This window comes from Acidithrix sp. C25, assembly GCF_904848545.2.
Window position 1 is genome coordinate 193708 of the sequence record NZ_CAJHCI020000003.1, and the last position, 19709, is coordinate 213416.

At 48.4% G+C, this 19709-nt stretch carries 18 protein-coding genes and 1 tRNA gene; 14 read left to right on the top strand and 5 right to left on the bottom strand.

The features are described 5' to 3' along the window. Positions 1-15: 15 nt before the first annotated feature. The 8 genes from ctaE to ACIDITHRIX25_RS000000100040 all read left to right on the top strand — a co-directional run bounded on the left by ctaE (position 16) and on the right by ACIDITHRIX25_RS000000100040 (position 7875). The gene (gene ctaE / locus ACIDITHRIX25_RS000000100005) at positions 16-615 is read left to right on the top strand and encodes an aa3-type cytochrome oxidase subunit III (protein ID WP_052604885.1); all 600 of its coding nucleotides are present in this window, start codon (positions 16-18) and stop codon (positions 613-615) included. A 9-nt stretch (positions 616-624) separates the two neighbouring features. After that, positions 625-1521: a cytochrome bc1 complex diheme cytochrome c subunit gene (gene qcrC, locus ACIDITHRIX25_RS000000100010; RefSeq protein WP_201731885.1), complete on the top strand. Its 897-nt coding sequence runs from the start codon at positions 625-627 to the stop codon at positions 1519-1521. Continuing rightward, positions 1518-2423 carry a ubiquinol-cytochrome c reductase iron-sulfur subunit gene (locus ACIDITHRIX25_RS000000100015; protein ID WP_052604887.1) on the top strand — a complete coding sequence of 302 codons (906 nt, stop codon included), beginning with the start codon at positions 1518-1520 and terminating at the stop codon, positions 2421-2423. Before qcrC ends, ACIDITHRIX25_RS000000100015 begins: the two co-directional genes overlap by 4 nt. Continuing rightward, positions 2420-4045, top strand: coding sequence for a cytochrome bc1 complex cytochrome b subunit (gene qcrB / locus ACIDITHRIX25_RS000000100020; protein WP_052604888.1), 1626 nt, complete (start codon positions 2420-2422; stop codon positions 4043-4045). The genes ACIDITHRIX25_RS000000100015 and qcrB overlap by 4 nt, the downstream gene beginning before the upstream one ends. Before the next feature lie 135 nt (positions 4046-4180). Further along, positions 4181-4966, top strand: coding sequence for a cytochrome c oxidase subunit II (gene coxB, locus ACIDITHRIX25_RS000000100025; RefSeq protein WP_052604889.1), 786 nt, complete (start codon positions 4181-4183; stop codon positions 4964-4966). Continuing rightward, on the top strand, positions 4963-6666 hold the full coding sequence (ctaD, locus tag ACIDITHRIX25_RS000000100030; protein ID WP_201731886.1) for a cytochrome c oxidase subunit I: 1704 nt from the start codon (positions 4963-4965) through the stop codon (positions 6664-6666). The genes coxB and ctaD overlap by 4 nt, the downstream gene beginning before the upstream one ends. Then, complete coding sequence (ctaF, locus tag ACIDITHRIX25_RS000000100035) at positions 6663-7055, top strand: aa3-type cytochrome oxidase subunit IV (RefSeq protein ID WP_052604891.1); 393 nt, start codon at positions 6663-6665, stop codon at positions 7053-7055. The genes ctaD and ctaF overlap by 4 nt, the downstream gene beginning before the upstream one ends. Positions 7056-7197: 142 nt before the next feature. Continuing rightward, positions 7198-7875 carry a DedA family protein gene (locus ACIDITHRIX25_RS000000100040; RefSeq protein ID WP_082058510.1) on the top strand — a complete coding sequence of 226 codons (678 nt, stop codon included), beginning with the start codon at positions 7198-7200 and terminating at the stop codon, positions 7873-7875. A gap of 117 nt (positions 7876-7992) precedes the next feature. Here the strand turns inward: ACIDITHRIX25_RS000000100040 and ACIDITHRIX25_RS000000100045 are convergent, their stop codons facing one another. The 3 genes from ACIDITHRIX25_RS000000100045 to ACIDITHRIX25_RS000000100055 all read right to left on the bottom strand — a co-directional run bounded on the left by ACIDITHRIX25_RS000000100045 (position 7993) and on the right by ACIDITHRIX25_RS000000100055 (position 11250). Beyond that, a complete protein-coding gene (locus ACIDITHRIX25_RS000000100045; RefSeq protein WP_052604892.1) occupies positions 7993-8730 on the bottom strand; it encodes an alanyl-tRNA editing protein in 738 nt (245 codons plus the stop codon). Between the two features lie 80 nt (positions 8731-8810). Beyond that, positions 8811-9716, bottom strand: coding sequence for a glycosyltransferase family 2 protein (locus ACIDITHRIX25_RS000000100050; RefSeq protein ID WP_052604893.1), 906 nt, complete (start codon positions 9714-9716; stop codon positions 8811-8813). After that, positions 9709-11250: a UDP-N-acetylmuramoyl-L-alanyl-D-glutamate--2,6-diaminopimelate ligase gene (locus ACIDITHRIX25_RS000000100055; protein ID WP_201731887.1), complete on the bottom strand. Its 1542-nt coding sequence runs from the start codon at positions 11248-11250 to the stop codon at positions 9709-9711. The genes ACIDITHRIX25_RS000000100050 and ACIDITHRIX25_RS000000100055 overlap by 8 nt, the downstream gene beginning before the upstream one ends. 977 nt (positions 11251-12227) lie before the next feature. Between ACIDITHRIX25_RS000000100055 and ACIDITHRIX25_RS000000100060 the strand changes: the two genes are divergently transcribed. Further along, positions 12228-12587 (top strand): Clp protease N-terminal domain-containing protein, encoded by a 360-nt coding sequence (locus ACIDITHRIX25_RS000000100060; protein ID WP_160291743.1) that lies wholly within the window; start codon positions 12228-12230, stop codon positions 12585-12587. Positions 12588-12908: 321 nt separating this feature from the next. Here the strand turns inward: ACIDITHRIX25_RS000000100060 and ACIDITHRIX25_RS000000100065 are convergent. Continuing rightward, a tRNA-Arg gene (locus ACIDITHRIX25_RS000000100065) sits at positions 12909-12980 on the bottom strand. A 182-nt stretch (positions 12981-13162) separates the two neighbouring features. Then, positions 13163-13918, bottom strand: a complete 756-nt coding sequence (locus ACIDITHRIX25_RS000000100070; protein ID WP_201731888.1) for a class I SAM-dependent methyltransferase — start codon at positions 13916-13918, stop codon at positions 13163-13165. A gap of 159 nt (positions 13919-14077) precedes the next feature. Here ACIDITHRIX25_RS000000100070 and ACIDITHRIX25_RS000000100075 point away from each other — a divergent pair, with 159 nt between their 5' ends. From ACIDITHRIX25_RS000000100075 to thrC, 5 genes are all read left to right on the top strand, one after another. Beyond that, positions 14078-14752, top strand: coding sequence for a DALR anticodon-binding domain-containing protein (locus ACIDITHRIX25_RS000000100075; RefSeq protein ID WP_201731889.1), 675 nt, complete (start codon positions 14078-14080; stop codon positions 14750-14752). Next, on the top strand, positions 14680-15699 hold the full coding sequence (gene argS / locus ACIDITHRIX25_RS000000100080; RefSeq protein WP_201731890.1) for an arginine--tRNA ligase domain-containing protein: 1020 nt from the start codon (positions 14680-14682) through the stop codon (positions 15697-15699). Before ACIDITHRIX25_RS000000100075 ends, argS begins: the two co-directional genes overlap by 73 nt. Positions 15700-15799: 100 nt before the next feature. Further along, positions 15800-17083: a diaminopimelate decarboxylase gene (lysA, locus tag ACIDITHRIX25_RS000000100085; RefSeq protein WP_052604898.1), complete on the top strand. Its 1284-nt coding sequence runs from the start codon at positions 15800-15802 to the stop codon at positions 17081-17083. Positions 17084-17271: 188 nt separating this feature from the next. Continuing rightward, the gene (locus ACIDITHRIX25_RS000000100090) at positions 17272-18576 is read left to right on the top strand and encodes a homoserine dehydrogenase (protein ID WP_082058511.1); all 1305 of its coding nucleotides are present in this window, start codon (positions 17272-17274) and stop codon (positions 18574-18576) included. 59 nt (positions 18577-18635) lie between these two features. Next, positions 18636-19709, top strand: coding sequence for a threonine synthase (gene thrC / locus ACIDITHRIX25_RS000000100095; protein WP_052604900.1), 1074 nt, complete (start codon positions 18636-18638; stop codon positions 19707-19709).

The window sequence follows — 19709 nt, forward strand, 5'->3', positions numbered from 1 at the left end:
GTAAGAATGGGGTATATGTCTCAAACTATCGCTACGCGCAGTGGCGCTGAAAGCGAACCAATTCGCTTTAATCGTCCATCGATGCTTGGAATTGGCACGATGGTATGGTTGTCGTCAGAATTGATGTTCTTTTCGGGTCTGTTCGCTGCATATTTCACCTTGCGCTCCAACGCAACGGGACCATGGCCTCCTGGTGGCATCAAATTGGATGTCATTCAGTCGGGTATCTTTACAATAATTTTGGTTATGTCTTCGGTGACGATGCAAAAGGCTGTATTTGAGGCCGAGCATGGTCGCAGAAAGTCCGCTATTTGGTGGATCGTATTGACGATCACCATGGGCGGTTCATTCGTGGCCAACCAAGTTGTTGAGTGGACGCACGTTGCCTTTAGCGCATCCACGAACTCCTTTGGATCTTTGTTTTTCGTGATGACCGGCCTTCATGGTCTCCACGTCATTCTAGGTCTAGTGGCAATGATCTTTTTGATTGGCAGATTGGCTGGTCGAACAGACGATCCAGGCGCTCTGCCTGTTATCCAGTCGCTCAGTTACTATTGGCACTTTGTAGACATCGTATGGATTGCTCTATATGCCGTGCTTTTCTTGACTCATTAGGAGTGGCGAATGTCAATACGCAAGACCTCTAAGACGTTTCTGAAAAGAGCAGGTTTGATTCCAATTGCTGTTGGGACCTTGACTGTGGGTGGGAGCATTTTGGCCCTTTATCCTCAAGCTAGTTCAGCTCAATCAAATAACACTTCTCATCTTTCAAATAACGCTTCAAACTACGGTTATACCGGTTCGTATATCTATGGTTCTAAGACAGGTGGCGGATCATCCAATAGTGCTGCCATCACTAATTTGACTCTAAGCGCCTCCTCGATTCCATTGGGGAAGTCGCTCTTTCTGGAGAACTGCTCGAGCTGCCATGGCACTCAAGCCCAGGGAAGTTCCAGGGCGCCTAACCTTCAAGGCCTAGGTGCAGCGACTGTCGATTTTTGGGTCTCAACGGGGCGTATGCCCTTAGCTGATCCTACTATACAAGCTGTTCAGAAACCCTCTCGGTTTTCACGGAGTCAAACTCTCGCCATCGACGCATACGTAGCTTCACTATCGAGTGGTGGTCCGCTGATACCCAACGTAAATCTATCTCTTGCCAGTGAGTCCGCGGGCGCAACGTTGTTCTCTACGAACTGTGCCGCCTGTCATACCATTACTGGAGCTGGGGATGCGCTAGCTTCTGGGGTTTACGCCCCAAGCCTCTCGGTCGCAACTCCTACTCAGATCGCTGAAGCCATTCGAACTGGTCCAGGAAACATGCCTCGCTTTGGTCCTTTAACTCTGTCCAACCAACAGGTTGCCGATCTAGCAAAGTATGTTGGTTACCTCCAACATCCTAATGATCGAGGCGGAATTGCACTAGGGCATGTTGGCCCTGTTACCGAAGGTTTTGTTGGAATCCTTGTTGGACTTGGCTCTATCATGCTCGCAGGTTTTTGGATCGGAGGAAAGAACAAATGAGCAAGGTCGATAACGAATCCCCTACTCCCCCTGAGGTTGCCAATTCACAGGTGCCAGAGCGCTCAACAAGATCGATTGAGATCTTAGTGGCGGTGTGTTTTGTGATCTCGGTTTTGGCAACCGTTGGTTTAGCTGTTACCTACTGGCTTGGTGGACAACCCCAAGTTGAAGGTGGACTTTTATTTGCCACACTTGGTGGAATAGGCGTTGGAATGGTTGCTTGGGGAAAGTATCTAGTTCCACAAGGACCATATGTCCAGGAACGCGATACCATCAAGAGCGAGATCTTGGAGCGTCAAGCTCTCTTGGAAAGTCTTGATCGAGGTTCCAAGGCGGTCGGGCGTCGACCCTTCCTTGGAAAACTCATGGGAGCTTCGATAGCCCTCTTTGGGCTGATAAACCTGTTTCCTTTTCTGCGATCACTGGGTCCCGTACCTAAGAAAGCTTTGACGACTACACCTTGGAGGAAAGGGTCGGCAGTAGTTGGCCCAGACGGAAAGCAAGTTACCTCTTCTACCCTTGAGGTCGGTGGCGTTATGACTGTCTTTCCATCAAATGACGTAGGTGGGGCCATCTCACAAACCGTCTTGATCAGAGTGGGCACGGCAAACTGGACCACAAGACCGGGGCGCGAGACCTGGGGGCCACTGGGATATCTGGCCTTTTCCAAGGTATGTACTCATGCTGGTTGTCCCGTAGGACTATATGAGGAATTGACACAGCAGTTGCTCTGTCCCTGCCATCAGTCGTTGTTTGACGTTTTAACTGGAGCAACTCCAGTCTTTGGGCCCGCCCCACGTCCGCTTCCTCAGCTTCCGATTTATTTTGATTCAAACGGTAATATGCACGCACAGGCTGGTTATGACCAACCTGTAGGCCCCGGATATTGGGAGCGCCCATGATTACTCAAACTACAGATTGGTTTGATGAGCGTTTAGGAATTGCTAAGTTCACGAGGAAATCTCTAAATAAGATCTTCCCTGACCACTGGTCGTTCATGCTCGGTGAGATCGCGATGTACTCCTTTGTGATATTGCTATTCACAGGGGTATTCCTCACCTTCTTCTTTGTACCCTCTAGCAAGCTGATTACCTACCATGGCGCCTATCTCCCAGATCGAGGCCACAAAGTCTCGGAGGCATTTGCTTCAACTTTGAATATCTCATTCTCGGTTAGAGCGGGATTGGTAATGCGCCAGATGCACCACTGGGCCGCCAACGTATTTATAGCTGCGATAATCGTGCACGTATGTCGTATCTTTTTCACGGGTGCCTTCCGAAAGCCTCGAGAGATCAACTGGTTCGTTGGAACGGGACTATTGGTATTGGCAATTGTCAATGGATTCCTCGGCTACTCTTTGCCGGATGATTTGATCTCTGGAACTGGCCTTAGAATCGCCTATTCGATTGTTTTGAGCGTTCCGGTGGTCGGAAGTTACTTGGGATTCTTCTTGTTTGGTGGGACATTCCCTGGTAATGCCATCATCCCACGCTTTTATACATTGCATATTCTAATTATTCCGGGATTGATCATTGGACTGCTGACGGCACACTTGGCTATTATGTGGCATCAAAAGCACACTCAGTTCAAGGGTAAAGGAAAGACCAATCGAAATGTTGTAGGTGTGGCGATGTGGCCTGCATATGCATTTCAAGCTGGTGGATTTTTCTTTGTAACTGCGGCGGTCATTGCTGCGCTGGGTGGATTGGTCCAGATTAATCCGATTTGGCTCTACGGGCAGTACGTTCCCTATCGGGTCTCATATGCGGTTCAGCCAGACTGGTACATGGGTTGGTTGGATGGCGCTTTGCGACTGATGCCTTCTTGGGAGATACAGGCCTTTGGCCATATGATCCCTAATGTCTTTTTCCCAGCGGTTCTATTGCCGGGTATTACTTTCACACTTCTTGGTGCGTGGCCGATGATTGAGCGCAAGATCACCAAGGACTATGAAGAGCACCATTTGCTCGACAATCCGAGAGATGTGCCGTGGCGGACGTCGCTTGGAGTTGGAATATTGGCCTTTTACGTAGTGCTATTCTTTGCTAGCTCCACAGACGTCTTGGCTAATAGCTACAGCCTCTCGCTGAACTTTGTCCTGTGGGCCTTTAGAGTCCTGTTGTTCGTGGTTCCTCCTCTGGCGGCATTTGTCGCATACAAGGTTGCCTCCGAAACGGGTGCGGTATCGACTACGGGTCGACGCAAACGGATACTCATTATCTCTCGTTCGTCTGAGGGTGAGTTTTCCACTACTGAGACTGCGCTAAGAGCTCCAATGCACGAGGAAGTTATAGAGGAACTTCCTGAAGAGATTAGGTATCACGCCATCAAAGACGGTCATGAAGAGTTGGCTTCGGCGATTGCCGTTGGTGCCCCTTCTGGAGGATCAACGATCTCCACAAACGATGTCGACCTTGGACCGCTACAAAGCGGTGGGACGGGAGTCTATCAGATTCCTCGAACTCCAAGGGGTGGAACGGGCGACCCCCGAGGGCGCATTTCTAGGCGAGATAAAAGAGAATAAGAGACTACGGACATTCGTTCTAGAGTTGCTAAATTTAGCTTTTCGATTTAACAACTCTAGAACTATGGACGCTGAGATGCTATGAATAGTGAATTATAAGTTGCGAAATGAATATAAAAGGGTTTGGTTTGAACTGTGAATTCTTATAAGAGAGAATCAGCGTTCGATGAGACGTCAGAGGCTTTGGATGGTTCTGGGGTACCATTAAAACGTACGCGAACGCTTGGCACGTTGGCTTTGGGCGGGTTGATTCTTAGTGCGTGTGGTCCAACTTTTGGTGCCTTTCGAGGTGCTACCACCCAGGGTCAGAGTATGTTCCATCTGTACCAAGGGTTTTTCTACACTGCTATTGCCGTTGGCGCAATTACTTTTTCCGGCCTTTTGTATGTCGTTTTACGCTTTAGACGCAGGACCGATACAATTCCACACCAACGCCATTCGAACGTTCCAATTGAAGTGATCTATACTGTCATACCGACATTGATCGTGATTGCCCTTTTTGTCTTTACAGTTCGATCCGAGAATAAGATCACAGCGGTGAGTTCTACGCCGAATGTCTCTGTGAAGGTGACGGCTTTTCAATGGGGATGGCGATTTACATATGCAAATGGTGTAAGTATCGTCTCGCAAGGTGCGAACTATCCGCAATTGGTTTTACCCGAAACTGAGACTACCAAGATCACTCTGGTCTCCCAGGACGTGGTGCATGGATTTTATATTCCAGCATTTAATTTCTCGCGCTATGCGCTACCAGGGGTTACGAATTATTTTGACTTCAATCCGACGACGACAGGGACATTTGTGGGACGCTGTTCCCAGCTTTGTGGTCTGTACCACGGCGAGATGTTATTTAGTGTGCGGGTTGTAACTCCCGCTCAGTTCCAAAGTTGGCTTACACAGCAGAAGGCGGCAACGGCATGACGATAGCTGAGGAAAAAAGAGTTGATCATGGCTCCGATGACCATGGCCATAACGAGCCCAGAGGCATCTATCAATGGCTGACATCCACTGACCACAAGGTCATTGGTAAGAGCTATATGTATACTTCGTTGGTCTTTCTTTTGATCGCGGGTTCTATGGCGATGTTGATTCGCATTCAGCTCACCGGACCAAACAACCACTTTATCTCCCAACAGGCCTACAACGAGTTGTTTACGATTCACGGCTCGATAATGCTCTATCTATTTGCGGGTCCTTTTGCCTTTGGTGGATTTGCAAACTTCATACTCCCACTGCAAATAGGTGCACCAGATATGGCATTTCCACGATTGAATGCTCTCTCTTACTGGCTGTATCTGACCGGTGGAACGACGATGTTGCTGGGGTTCTTTACAGCTGGTGGTGCTGCTGCCTTTGGGTGGGTGGCATATGCTCCTCTTTCGAGTTATACTAACGCTCCAGGAGTTGGCCCGGATCTCTGGATTATAGCGATTGCGCTTACGGGTTTTTCTGGTATCTTCACTGCAGTCAATCTGATCACTACCGCGTTCTATCTTCGAGCGCCGGGTATGACGATGTTTCGTCTGCCTATCTTCACTTGGAATATGATCGTGACCGGAATGCTGATTCTTATCGCTTTTCCGATTTTGACCGCAGCAATGATAATGCTCTATGCTGACCGTCACCTTGGTACTCACTTCTTCACGGTGGCTGGCGGAGGATCTCCTGTTATGTGGCAGAACTTGTTTTGGTTCTTTGGCCATCCGGAGGTTTACATCTTAGCGCTGCCTTATTTTGGAATCGTATCTGAGATTATTCCCGTCTTTTCTCGTAAGCCTGTCTTTGGCTACAAAGGACTTGTCTTTGCGACTTTATCTATAGCTGCTCTCTCCACAGGGGTATGGGCACACCATATGTTCACTACGGGTACGGTTCTGCTCCCCTTCTTCTCGGCGTTGTCTCTTTTGATTGCGGTGCCCACGGGTATAAAGGTCTTTACCTGGCTCGGAACAATGTGGGGTGGAAATATTGCCTTTGATACTCCTATGTTATGGGTTATTGGATTTATCGTAACTTTCGTAATGGGTGGAATTACTGGAGTCATGCTCGCATCTCCGCCGATTGACTTTGCAGTTCACGATACCTATTTTGTGGTTGCCCACTTCCATCAGGTTCTTGCAGGCACAGCGGTCTTTGCCGGTTTTGCTGGTTTTTATTATTGGTATCCAAAGCTGACGGGGCGTATGCTTCGCGAGAGACTGGGCAAAGCCCAATTTTGGCTAGCCTTTATTGGGTTTGGACTTACATTTATACCGCAATATCTGATCGGACTGCGGGGAATGCCACGACGCGTACCTGTCTATCTAGTTAGCGATCATGTAACCTTTCTTAATCGGGTCTCGACCTTTGGGGCAGCCCTTACCTTTCTCTCCTTCGTTGTGTGGTTGGTAAATCTCTATGTCTCCTGGAAAAAGCCGGTGAAGGCGAGTGGAAACCCATGGGATGGCCACACTCTTGAGTGGGCAACAACTTCTCCGCCGGCACATCATAACTTCACCTCAATCCCTCCGATTCGATCCCAGAGGCCGGTTTGGGATGCTAATCATCCCGAGTATGCCGATTATCTCGAAAGTCACGACCCCAAGGGTTCGAAGTCTTCAGAAAGGACGAAGAAGCAATGAAGGTAGAATTTCGAATTTACCTAGGGATTGGGCTTTTTGTCCTCGTAATAACTACCATCTATCTCTTTTGGGCTAGAGAATATGGTGGTGCCACCATGCTGTTTGGCACCGCAGGTCTAGGAATTATGCCAGCCCTTTATATGGGTTGGTGGCGGAAGCGGATGGATCCTCGTCCTGAGGATTCTAAGGATGCTACGATCGCCGAGAGCCAAGGAACTATCGGAACCTTTCCAGGTCATACGATTTGGCCATTTGTGCTCGGTATGGGTGTCTTTTTTAGTGCACTATCCTTGGCCTTTGGAGCCTGGACCCTAGTTATAGGTGGAGCGCTCTTGATCTTTGCAGCTACCTCGGTCGTGCTTGAGTCAAGGCGGGGCGGGCTAGTGTAGCCCTAACTGGAGATTGCTCACGGGCTTTTAGGTTTTTCTTTTATGTCCGCCTTTTGATTGGGCGATTGACAAGTGAGAGGCTAAGGACATACGTCCTTAGCCTCTCATCATATTCAAAGTTGTTTTAGGTTATCATTACTATGTGTCTTTTATTACAAATAACCTTTTGACCTTGAGCGGCTGGACTGCCATTGCATTGATCTTTCTTTTGCCGGCATTGGAGTCTTCGGTATTTCTTGGTTTTATCGTTCCAGGGGAGACAGCAGTACTAGTCGGTGGTGTCTTGGCTTATGAGCACCATATCTCTCTATGGGCTGCACTATTAGCCTCGGTCATGGGAGCGATAATCGGTGATTCAATTGGATACTTCGTTGGCAGGAAGTTTGGACGACGAATCCTGGCTTCGAAATACGGTCGGTTTGTAAAAGCTCGCCATATTAAACTGGCCGAAGACTTTATCGCCCGCAGGGGAGGACTGAGCATATTTATTGGTCGATATGCTGCCACGCTTCGAGCGATAGTTCCTGGTCTAGCTGGAATGACGGGTATGCGCTATAAGACCTTCGCGATCTTTAATGTCTTAGGCGGAGCTACTTGGGCTATCTTATTTTCGCTAGCTGGATATTTAGCGGGAGCGAGTTTTCATCGCGTACAATCGATTTCAGGGATTGCGGGTTATGTCCTCATGGCCTTGATACTAGTGATTTTGGTCGTTGCTTACCTGCTAAAGCGGCGCGTTGGCAGGAAAATGCTGGGGGCCGAAGCCATTTTCGTCGGTCGGCCAGACGATGGCGAAGAGAGATCTAGCGAGGCGGAATAGGCGGCTTCGGCGAAGGAGAGTTGAGCAGATAGAGGGTATATCTTAGATTTCTGTTCTTGGTCGACATCTCCTTTGAGGTACGTTTGGTGTGATTTTGGAGTGCCTTCGATGGCGCCGTTAGCTCAATGTGAAGCGCACGCGTCTGAAACCCTTGCCTTTGTTTTCGATCTTGGTTATCGTCATTTGGCCAATTTTGGAGGTGGAGGTTACGTGGGTTCCTCCGTCGGCTTGGGTGTCTAGACCGACAATATCTACTATCCGAATGATCTCTAGCTCCGGCGGTAGCAAGTTGGTGGCTGTCCTTATGATGTTGGGAATCGAAAGAGCGATTTCGCGGGGTTGGCGTGAGGTTAGAATCTGGTGGTCCTCAAGAATTTCGCGACTACATGTCTCCTCTAGCGTCTCCTTGAAGCCCGTAGGTATTTCAGTTAAATTAAAGTCGGCGCGAGCCGATAGTGGTTCCATGTTGCCACCAGTTACCAAGGCTCCAAAGTCACGGAAGATGACGCCTGACAGTAGGTGTAACGCTGAGTGAGTGCGCATAAGAGCTAACCGACGTGGAGCATTGATGCGAGCGGTCACTGTCATGTTGACTTGTGGTAAGGGGTCCCCTAGGGCTGGGATCAATCTGAGGTCGTTCTCTTTTTGGACGCCGATTATTGAAGTGGTCTTGTCCTCGAAGGTTAGCGTGCCCTCGTCTGGAGGTTGTCCACCACCGCCGGGATAAAAAGCGGAACGATCAAGTACTATACCTTCTGGAGTTGCTTGGAGCACCTTGGCCTCGAACTCCAATAGATCAGGGTCTGATAGCTCCAGGCGGATTGTTCGGCCAATTCTATCTTCGTAGTCGCTCATAACTCTTCAATCTTAGCCCACAGGGTTGATTACAAGAGAGGTTGTGGACTGGTTGCACTCGCTCATTGGGGTTTTGTTATCTATGATTTTGGTTTAGTTCGTCGCTTTAGCCGCTCCATCAGAAATGGAACTGTATATCGTCTAAATGCGGCGATCTGGTCCATGGGCCTACCGGCCCGAATCGAATTGGGAATCATCCCTAAAGCTTCTAAGGGGTGCTCTGATAGCAATTGACCTATTATTAGGCGGTGTTGATGCCAGATTCGAAGTTCTCTCAGCAACTGTGGATCTAGATCTTGGCTTTGAGATTCCCTGAGCATTATCTGATCTGCCTTGCGCGCCAGTTTGCGAAGGTCTTTTGATACACCTTGGGGGCTATCCCTGTAAAAGACCAACGGTGCTCCGAGGACAAGAGAGTATCTATCTTTAGTAGCTCTAAGCCACATGTCCCAATCTTCGGCGGAGTCCAGTTCTGAATCGAAGCCATTGATTGACCTAGCGAGTTCTCTTTTCATCATTACAGTGGAGGTCTGGAATCGATTTAGAATTGCAATATCTTCTGCAAAATATCTTCTTTGTGATTTGATATGGTCGTCGAGCTTGGATATCTCTCTAGACCAATCAGTTGCAATTATTTGAAGATCGGGATTTTGTCTGGATGCCTCTATCTGTAATTCGAGTTTTTTTGGGTGCCAGATGTCATCGCCATCTAGAAAGGCTAACCAACTTTCACTGGCTAGTTCTATCCCATGATTTCGTGCTTTGGAGGGTCCACCATTTTCACGAAAAGCAATTTGAATTTCGCCAGAATAGCTATTTATTATCTCTTTTGAGCCGTCGCTTGAACCGTCATCTACGACAATAATCTCTTGGGGCTTGAAGCTCTGAGCTAGGACTGACTCAATTGCTGGGCCGATCGTTCCTTTTGAATTATAGGAGGTCACTATGGCCGATATAGATTCTTGATCGCTGGCTGGATTAGGCATGAGCGCAGTTGTCGCTTTGTGAGAGCTGCGATGTTGAATTGAAGTCGCTCTTGTTTTTTGCGGCAAGCAACCTAGCTGCCCTTGCCACCTCTTCTCGGTCGTCGAGGTGAGAGGTGGTTTCGCCGATTCTGATCGTTGTCTCGTGGCCGCGTCCCACAATTACTACTCCGTCGCTTTCGCATGCATTCATGACGGCATATTCGATTGCGCTGGACCGTGAGAGTTCGATGTGGACCTTTTGTGGGGGCATATCGAGAGTTCCAAGAAGTAGTTGTGTGATGATCGCTTCTGGGTCTTCATTGCCTGGGTTATCTGTGGTTAGTATGGCGCAATCGGCACTTGCTAGGGCAGCACCGAGACTTGGTCGTTTTAGGCGATCTCTGCCACCTCTGGCGCCTCCAACCGCAAAGACCTTGCCATTGGGTGGAAGGAGCGAGCGCACCGTTGAGATCAGATTTGCTATGGAGTCTGGGGTGTGAGCGTAGTCAACGACGACCATTGAGGGTTGGCCGGCCTCAACCAATTGGAATCGACCATCGACAGAAGAACATTGTGAGATTCCTTGGATGACTACCTCCGCAGGAGCGCCAAGTTCGGTGGCGGCGATGAAGGCGGCTGTAGCATTTAGGGCATTTATTGAACCAACGATATGGGTTGAGAGATCGAAGATTGAGTCCTTATGGATCAATGAAAATTTAGTGCCATCGGTGCTTACTTTGGTGTTTTCTATTCGATAGTCAGCATCGGCTGAAGTGCCAAAAGTTACCCTCGGCACTTGGACCTGGTGAGCTAGGCGGCGTCCCCATGTGTCGTCGATGTTTATGATCACAAAGCCGCAACGGTTTGCTTCAAAGAGCCTGGACTTTGCATAGTAATATTGCTCCATCGTTCCGTGGTAGTCAAGGTGCTCGGGGGATAGGTTGGTGAAGATTCCTATTCGAAACGACGTGCCTTCGATGCGCATTTGGTCAATGCCATGCGAAGAGACCTCCATGGATACGGTTTCTACATCGTTTTCAACCATTTCGGCCAAGACCGCCTGTAGATCAGGGGCCTCTGGTGTTGTGTAGGTGGAGCCATAGCGCTTATTTGCCGATCGAACTTCTATGGTGCCGATTACCCCAGTGCGGATTCCGCTTGCCGATAGCGCTGAATCTAAAAGGAAAGATGTTGTTGTCTTACCGTTAGTACCAGTAATCCCAACCAAGTTGATCTTTTTGGATGGGTTGTCATAGATTGCACAGGAGATAATACCTAGGTTTTGGCGAACCGATGGAACTATGAGGATTGAGATCTCCTCAAGTAAAGAGATCGTATCTAGATTTGCCTGTGCGACGACTATTCCAACCGCCCCCATGTTCAGTGCGGTTTGGATAAAGTTATAGCCGTTTTGGTTTGAACCTTTCATCGCAGCGAAAACAAAGCCTGGTTCGACCTTGCGTGAATCGTGTGATATCCCATGCACGACCTGATCACTACCGATAAGTCTTGCTCCATCAATCAGAGCTGCTATTTCGGAGAGTAGAATTGCCACTTATTGCGCTTCCGACTAGATCAAGCTTATACTTCAATCTAGCCTATTGTCTGAATTTAAAATTAGCTGAAAATCTCGTCATTTGAGACTTATATGATGGATTCGATTCGCATAAGTGGCTATTTCGTCCATTTTTTTGATGCTATTGGCTCTCTTTATCGATAAAAGCCCATCGATAGGTGGATGTGCTTGGTGGCGAGTCGCAATTTTTCCATAAGTTGATAGATGATTTTTCGTGGATCCACAAAGGAAGCCTAATTAGCAGTCGCATAAGTATTAGGGGTGGAAGGGTTTGTCTCACAGGGTCAAGCTCTTTTGTCTTCCCATATTTGTTGTGACAAATAAGACCCCAAATTTATTGTAATGCCAACTGTTCCTTATTGAAGAATCGATGTTTTCTTCACCTCTAGAGTCTTGCCTAAAAGTCAAGGCATTGACCTTTAGGCAAGGCCGTCATAGAAATGCGGTACAAGGATTCGTGGCGGTGGATGATTATTTGTTACCAGGTTAAGAGAATTGATGAAGCCAGACAAGAGTTAAATCTCCGTCATCCGCACAATGGGCATAGCTCATTTTCTGCGAGCAATATGGTTTGTTTTTTAGATGGCACATTTCACATGGACTAGGCGCTTTAGATAGAGAGCGTACCTAGTTCTTTCTGTGTGAGGGCGGCCGGGCCGTTCTAAGGTTAGCCCATTTTCGTGTTGGAGGATTTGGGTCTATCTTCTTTTGTCAAGGGATTTGGCTGCCTTTGGTCTCTAATAGAGTCTGAACTGCCGATAATTCTGAGCGGTTATGGCTTGACTTTTCATTGAGAGAGAGTTCTTTATAGCCAGCGATCGACCTTTGGGCGATGGTTGGCTGTAAAGGCGACGATGGCTAAATTTCAAGTTCGCATGGAGATTTCTTTGCCGATTCAAAAGGCTAATGCGGCTTCGAAGATAGTTCTCCAGTAAAAACAATCAATGGTTGACTTTTTGGCTAAGACAATATGTAGTTGTTTTATCTCAGAGAAGCGGGTAACTATTAATTCACTGGTTGTGTCTGTTTTTGATGATGACCGAGATGGTGAGGCGCCTGATAGGCCTGCATCTACAACTAAGGCGAAAAAGGTTCTTGAGCTGACCGCACGCGCTGCGAGAGGACTGGGCCACGATTGGATCGTCACGGAGCATCTGTCGCTTGGACTAATTATTCAGGGGACCTCGCTCGCTGGGGAGATCTTGTTGGAAGTCGGTGTTACGCGTGGACGGGCCGAGTCGGTTGTCATAAGGGTAATTACTCAGGAGCGTCAATTTCATCAAAGGCCAGGTGAATCTGATATAGCGCTTAGCTGAGAGTCCAAATAAAAATACGATAGAGGTTGAAATTGATGGCAAGGTGTTGCTTAGGTCGGAGTTCACTCAAGCAATGGTGTATATTTTTTATATCTTGATCGCAATTTGGCAAGGATCGTTTCTCCATCTGTAAATCTGGCTTTTAAAACAACGACTTGCCTACAAATAGGGGACTCTTCGATTTATTTTGTGAAGATCAGGGCAAGAGGCCAATAGCGGAGTGGAATGGTTGGAATTGATTTATGAATTGAAAAATTGCTGATTTTAATTTGTGGAGCTCTACTAAGTAAATTGGCGCAATTGACTTAATGGATGAGAGTGCGCCCTCGGCAGGATTCGAACCTGCGCCACCGGCTCCGGAGGCCGGTGCTCTATCCCCTGAGCTACGAGGGCAATCGTAATAGTCCTTGGAGTATCTCTTTTCAATCCTAATGGCTTCGTGACTTGGACTTGAGCCTTTTTGCAATCTCCCGTAGAGATCTTAAAGACCAGATCAACGACTTGTTTTGATATTGATCTGCTTCAAGAGGCATTTAGGGTTGTGCCATTTGGTTGAGATAGGACCAAAATTCTCGCTAGGATCCTAGTTTTTTGGCGATTATCTTGAGGCGCACGTAGTCGATAGATTTGTTTGGTAACTTCTCAGCCACTTCTTGGATAATCTTTTTTTGATCTATTGATTCGTATTTGGCAATCTGATCTTTTAATACGATTGTTCGAAGAAAGGTCTCGAGCTCGTCCTTGTTCTTTAGATAAAGTGGATCTTCCTCCAGAACTACAGATTCCGGAGAAAGACCAGCGGCTTGGAGATTGTCTATAGCATCAGCCACTGACGAAAAGTTCCAAATCTCTTTTGCATCTGCGCTCGTTTTAGAGACCTCTTCATAGCAAGCTATGACTTGAGCGATATTTGTCTCCCCACCACAGTCAGCCACTAGAGGGCAATCGTCTTTTAGGATCGCGGCGATATTTTTAAAAAGAGTGAGATGATCGTGAATCCAGTGAAATGCAGCAACGCTAATTGCTCCATCGCAGCTATTTGGCAGTCCAAATGGCGACAATAGGTCGGCCTCAATAACTTCAAAGGTGCCAGGGTGGTCCTTTAGCTGCTCTCTTAGGGTCGCTAGCATCGCCCGGGATCGCTCGACCATTATGACTTTTCCCTTTGGTAGAAGTTTGGCTAGGGCAAATGAATCTCGACCAGTCCCGGCTCCTAGGTCTGCAATGGTCTCATTCCCAGCTAAGTCGAGGTGGCCTATAGCTTTTTTGCCCCAATTCAAATGGGGTAGTTCTAGGGTCGAGTAGGTCTTTGAATCCCAGTCATTTAACAAATAAGTTACCGCCTTTTGCTTTTTTACAAGGATAACATCCAAGTGTGGTCACCGGATGCACCTCGACAAATAACGCTTTTTTGTCATCGGGGTTCGATCTTCGTAAAAGAGGCAATTTCCTAATAGGATGATTTTTTAGATGTTTAGGAGAAGACCGCTTTGTTAAGGATTAAAGACCATCTAAGAGGACTCGTTGTTCAGGCGTTGGGCGACCTCGGAGTCGACCTTTCCACCGTAAATTTTGATGTCACAGAACCCGCTCGGGCGGAATTTGGAGAGTTCGCCACTAATGCAGCCATGGTGGGCGCCAAGGTATTGGGAACCAACCCCCGAGATTTAGCCAGCAGACTTGTGGAACAGATTCTCAACTCATCAAGCCCATATCTTAGGGGAGCTGAACTAGCGGGACCAGGTTTTGTCAATTTTCGACTCAACAACAGCTGGCTCTATGAGGACGTGAGCGCTGCTTTATCTATGGGGGTTGATGGCTATGGACGAAGCGATATCGGCAAGGGTAAAAGACTTCTCCTAGAGTTTGTATCGGCTAACCCAACGGGGCCACTTCATCTTGGAAACGGGTGGTGGGCTTCCTATGGAGACTCTTTGGGACGACTCCTTGCCTTCGTGAACTATGACGTATCGACTGAGTATTACGTAAATGACACAGGGGGACAGATTCGCGCACTAGGTGAATCTCTGTTGGCGCTCGCAAAAGGGGAGGCGGTTCCCGAGGGGGATATAGCGGGGAGTACGTCTCCACATTGGCTAGAGGCTACGATGGCGACCTCAATGATGTCACTGCCGCTGGTAAGTTCGCATCCGACAAGATCCTAGTAATGATCAAAGAGAGTTTGTCGGATTTGGGGATTACCTTTGATACCTGGTATTCCCAGGCCTCGATTGAAGAGTCTGGAGCTGTTGGCGAAGTAGTTGAGCTTTTGAAGGCAAATGGCGCCATAGAGATTCAAGATGGTAAGTCGGTCTTTATGGCGACTCGTTATGGAGACAATCGTGATCGATTCTTGACAAAGGCAAACGGAGACTATACCTATTTAGCTGGCGATATTGCTTATCACTATGACAAACTTGTCCGCCGAGGCTTTGACTATGCGATTGATATCTTTGGAGCTGACCATCAGGGCCAAGTCCCGAGTCTCCTTGGGGCGATGAGTGCGTTAGGTTGTGAGTCGTCGCGCCTTGAAATACTCCTTGGTCAGATGGTCTCTCTCCAAAGAGGGGATGAGGTTGTCAAGTTTTCAAAGCGAAAAGGTAACGTTGTGGATCTTCAAGAGGTGACCAAAGAGATTGGCGCTAGCGCGATGCGGCTTTTGTCGTTACAGACTTCAATCGATCGCTCTAGCGTAGTTGATTTGGCAGTGGTGACCTCTAAGTCAATGGACAACCCTGTCTACTACATCCAATATGCGCATGCTCGAATGGCTGCGATAGAGAGGATGCGCATTGAGCGAGAGATTCCAGAGCCACAGATAGAAGATGTCGATCTTTCGTTATTAGTGCACCCCCGAGAGTTGGAGCTTCTCAAGATACAATCTCGCCTAGATGAAGTGGTCTCGATAGCTGCTACAGAGCGAGCTCCCTACAAGATTGTAACTTGGCTGCGGGACTTCGCAGGAGCCTTCCACGGCTTCTATCACGATTGCTCTGTCTTGGGGGACGGGCCGGAGTTGACTCAAGCACGCCTATGCATGGTGCGGGGCGCTCAGGTCGCTATCAAGGTAGCTCTTTCATTAGTTGGAGTCGAGGCTCTGGAGCGGATGTAGCTAGATTCTAAAGGTGCCTTGGTCCAATCTGGCGAAGTTACTTTTATTGGCGATGGCCAAATATATATGGTTTGAAATTAATTTGAATGGATAGAGTCTGATGACCAATTCGACCGCGATCTCACCGCATCTCTTGCCTTCAGGCTGTTCGATTCGTGAAGATGGAAGGGTGGAGATGCATGGTGTGGCGCTCCTAGATATAGCCAAGGAGTTTGGTACCCCTTGCTTTGTCTACGACTTAGATCACATCAAAGCTCGCGCGAATGAAGCTAGGGGTGCTGCTCCTTGGACTGTAGCTTATGCCTCTAAGGCATTTCTATGTCGAGAGCTCGTGAGAGTCTTGGATCGAATGGGCTTGTCGATGGATGTGGCCTCGGGAGGCGAACTCGCGGTGGTCATCTCTGGAGGTCTCGATCCAGGGCGAATTATATTTCATGGCAACAATAAGTCGCAGTTGGAACTGAGCGAGGCAATTGACTACGGAGTTGGGTTGGTCGTGGTCGATTCCATGACGGAGCTTGAGCGACTCGAGTCAATTTGTCGAAGCCGGGGTGTTGTGGCGCGGATCCTGATTCGCATAACCCCTGGAGTAGAGGCACACACCCATGAATTCGTCATGACTGGTCAGGAAGATACCAAATTTGGCTTCTCTCTCAAATCAGGAGAGGCCGAACAAGCGATCGAGAGGTCGATCCGATCTGACTTTCTTGACTTTGTTGGAATCCATGCACACATTGGGTCTCAGATATTTTTACTGGATTCGTACTACAAAGAGGTGGAGGCGCTCTCGGGGATCATCGAACGCTACCAACCCGCTACAGTGAATCTAGGTGGTGGCCTCGGTGTCGCGTACCTTGGTGATGAACTAACACCGACATTTGACGAGTGGGCGAGGGTCCTCTATGGCGCCTTGAGCGATCTTAGGGTTGATTCAAAGACGCAGATAATCGTTGAGCCCGGCCGTTCTTTGATCGCATCCTCGGCCCTAACCCTATATCGGGTCGGAACGATCAAGGTTTTGCCTGGTCTTAGAACATATGTATCTGTGGATGGCGGAATGAGTGATAACCCTCGCCCTGTCCTGTATGACAGCGGATATGAAGCATTTATGCCAGGCTATGGGAGCGCTATCAGGGATAGCTGCGTAACCATCGTCGGAAAGCATTGTGAGAGCGGTGATGTCTTGATTAGGAATGCCTGGTTGCCAAGGACTTTGGCGGAAGGCGATATCATCGCAACTCCTGTTACTGGCGCATATGGATATTCCATGGCTTCAAATTACAATAGAGTTCCACGCCCCCCAGTCGTCTTTGTCGATAGCGATGGCCCGCGACTTGCAATTCGCGGAGAGACCTACGAGGATCTGCTTCGACTCGAGATTTAGTTTTGTTACTCGGAGGGAAGCTCCTATCTTCTTGGGCGTTACTTGTCACTATGCCTAGAGATCGATTTTGGCCCGTTGGGTATCGCTCTTAGGAGAAGGCTAACCATGCTCTAGAGCTTTGGCGATTATGATTTTTCACCAGTAGGAGCGAAATTGTTGCTAATTAATAAAATTTCATCGATCAGGCGGTGAGTCAAATTCCAGTACGTATAGGTCTTCTTGGCTGTGGAAACGTTGGAGCAGAGCTTCTGAAGTTGCTTACCAGAGATAGTGAATTGATTCACTCTCAAACAGGTGAACGATTCGTTGTTACTGCCGTGGCCGTTCGGGACTTAAATCGGCCACGTCCCGATTACGTCGATCGTGAACTGCTTACAGATCGTCCTGAGGACGTAGTCGCCTCCAGTGATGTGGATATCGTTGTCGAAGTTATGGGGGGAATCTCTCCTACGAGAGAGTTGATTGAAAAGGCACTTTTGAGTGGCAAGACGGTTGTGACTGCCAATAAGGCGCTTTTGGCAGTGGTTGGAGCTGAACTCACACAGATCGCAAATAGTGTAGGTCGAGATATCTTTTTTGAAGCAGCGGTAGCTGGCGGAATTCCTCTGATACGCTCGCTTAGAGTCAGCTTGGCTGGCGAGCGAGTTAGACGTATCGCTGGAATTGTCAATGGCACTACAAACTTCATTCTTTCAGCGATGTCTGACTCTGACTTGAGTTATGAAGATGCATTGGCGCTGGCGATGGAGGCTGGATATGCAGAGGCTGATCCATCTGCTGACGTCGAAGGTGACGACGCTCGGGCCAAAGCGGCAATTTTAGCGACTGTGGCGTTTGGTCGGCTGGTTCGCTTTGAGGATGTGTATCGAGAGGGAATTACCAAGATAACCTCTATGGATATCGACTTTGCTAAGCGACATGGTTTTGAGATCAAGCTTTTGGCTATCTGTGAGGTGCTGGATCAGCCTGGCGACTCATCGCAAAAGATTGCAGTTCGAGTCCATCCTTCCCTCGTTCCTAAGGATCACCCCCTTGCACTGGTCAGAGATTCGTTCAACGCGGTATTTGTCACCGGAGAAGCGGTTGGCGAGCTGATGTTTTATGGCCGAGGAGCCGGAGGGCTTCCAACTGCAAGCGCGGTTTTAGGCGATGTGATCGATGCGGCCCATAATTTACGATACGGCGTTACTGAAAGGCAACTCGATAGAGAACCAGCACATCTCGTCTCTATTCATGAGATGGAGAATCGTTTTTATATAGCTGTGGATGTTGTGGACAAGCCAGGCGTTTTAGCTGGGGTTGCTTCCCTCTTTGGAGAGAACAACGTCTCAATTCGTTCTATGGAGCAGCTAGATATGAACGAAGAAGCAAGACTGGTCTTTATTACTCATATGGCTCCAGAGAGCGCTATAAATGCGACGTTAGAAGGAATTAGGAGCCTGGATTCGGTACGTCGGGTTGCAGGGTTTATTCGAGTCTTTGATCCTAGCTAGGTAGCCAGTAAGCTTCTAAAACTTAATTTGATCGATGGCGAAGGCCAAAAGGGTGTGAAATGCAAAGTTCGACGGGAAAATTGTCCTCATCTTCTCTCAATTGGAGAGGGCTGATAAATGAATATCGGCACTTTCTTCCGGTTGCTCCAGATGTAGAGGTGGTTACCCTTGGAGAGGGGGCAACTCCGCTGATTTATGCGCCAGTTCTCTCGGGGATGACAAATGCAAGTGTCTATCTTAAATTTGAGGGAGCCAATCCAACTGGGTCATTCAAGGATCGCGGAATGACAATGGCTATTACTAAGGCCAAAGAAGCTGGATCGAAGGCAGTCGTATGTGCCTCGACTGGCAATACTTCCGCCTCGGCGGCTGCTTATGCTGCCAAAGCTGATATGTCTTGTCTTGTCCTTATTCCAGCTGGCTACATTGCCCTTGGAAAACTCGCTCAGGCCTTGATCTATGGAGCAAAGGTGATCCAGATTAAAGGGAACTTTGATCGAGCGCTCGAGATCGTTCGAGAACTTGGCGAGACTAAGGCGATAACTGTCGTGAACTCGATCAATCCATTTCGAATTGAGGGCCAAAAGACCGGCGCCTTTGAAGTGATCGATCAACTTGGTTTTGCCCCGGACTATCATTTCATACCCGTAGGAAATGCTGGCAATATAACTGCATATTGGCGTGGCTATAAAGAGTATGAAAAGGCTGGCCTAAGTCACTCGTTGCCTAAGATGATTGGCGTGCAGGCTGCAGGCGCTGCGCCAATCGTTCTAGGCCATCCAGTTTTGGAGCCCAATACCATAGCCACTGCGATTCGAATTGGAAATCCAGCCTCATGGGAGCAGGCTCTTGCTGCCCGCGATGAATCTGGCGGAGATATTTTTGCCGCCACCGACGAGGAGATACTTGCTGCATATCGCCTTTTGGCCAGTCGCGAATCCATCTTTTGCGAACCAGCCTCCGCTGCATCGGTAGCTGGTCTATTGAAGTCTAAGGTGCCAGCGGGTGCCAGGGTTGTTTGTGTTCTGACCGGAAATGGTTTGAAGGATCCCGATACTGCGATCTCACAAATTCAGGTACCTACAGCATTGGATGCAACTATTGAGGCAATTTCAGAAGCTGTAGGTATCTAG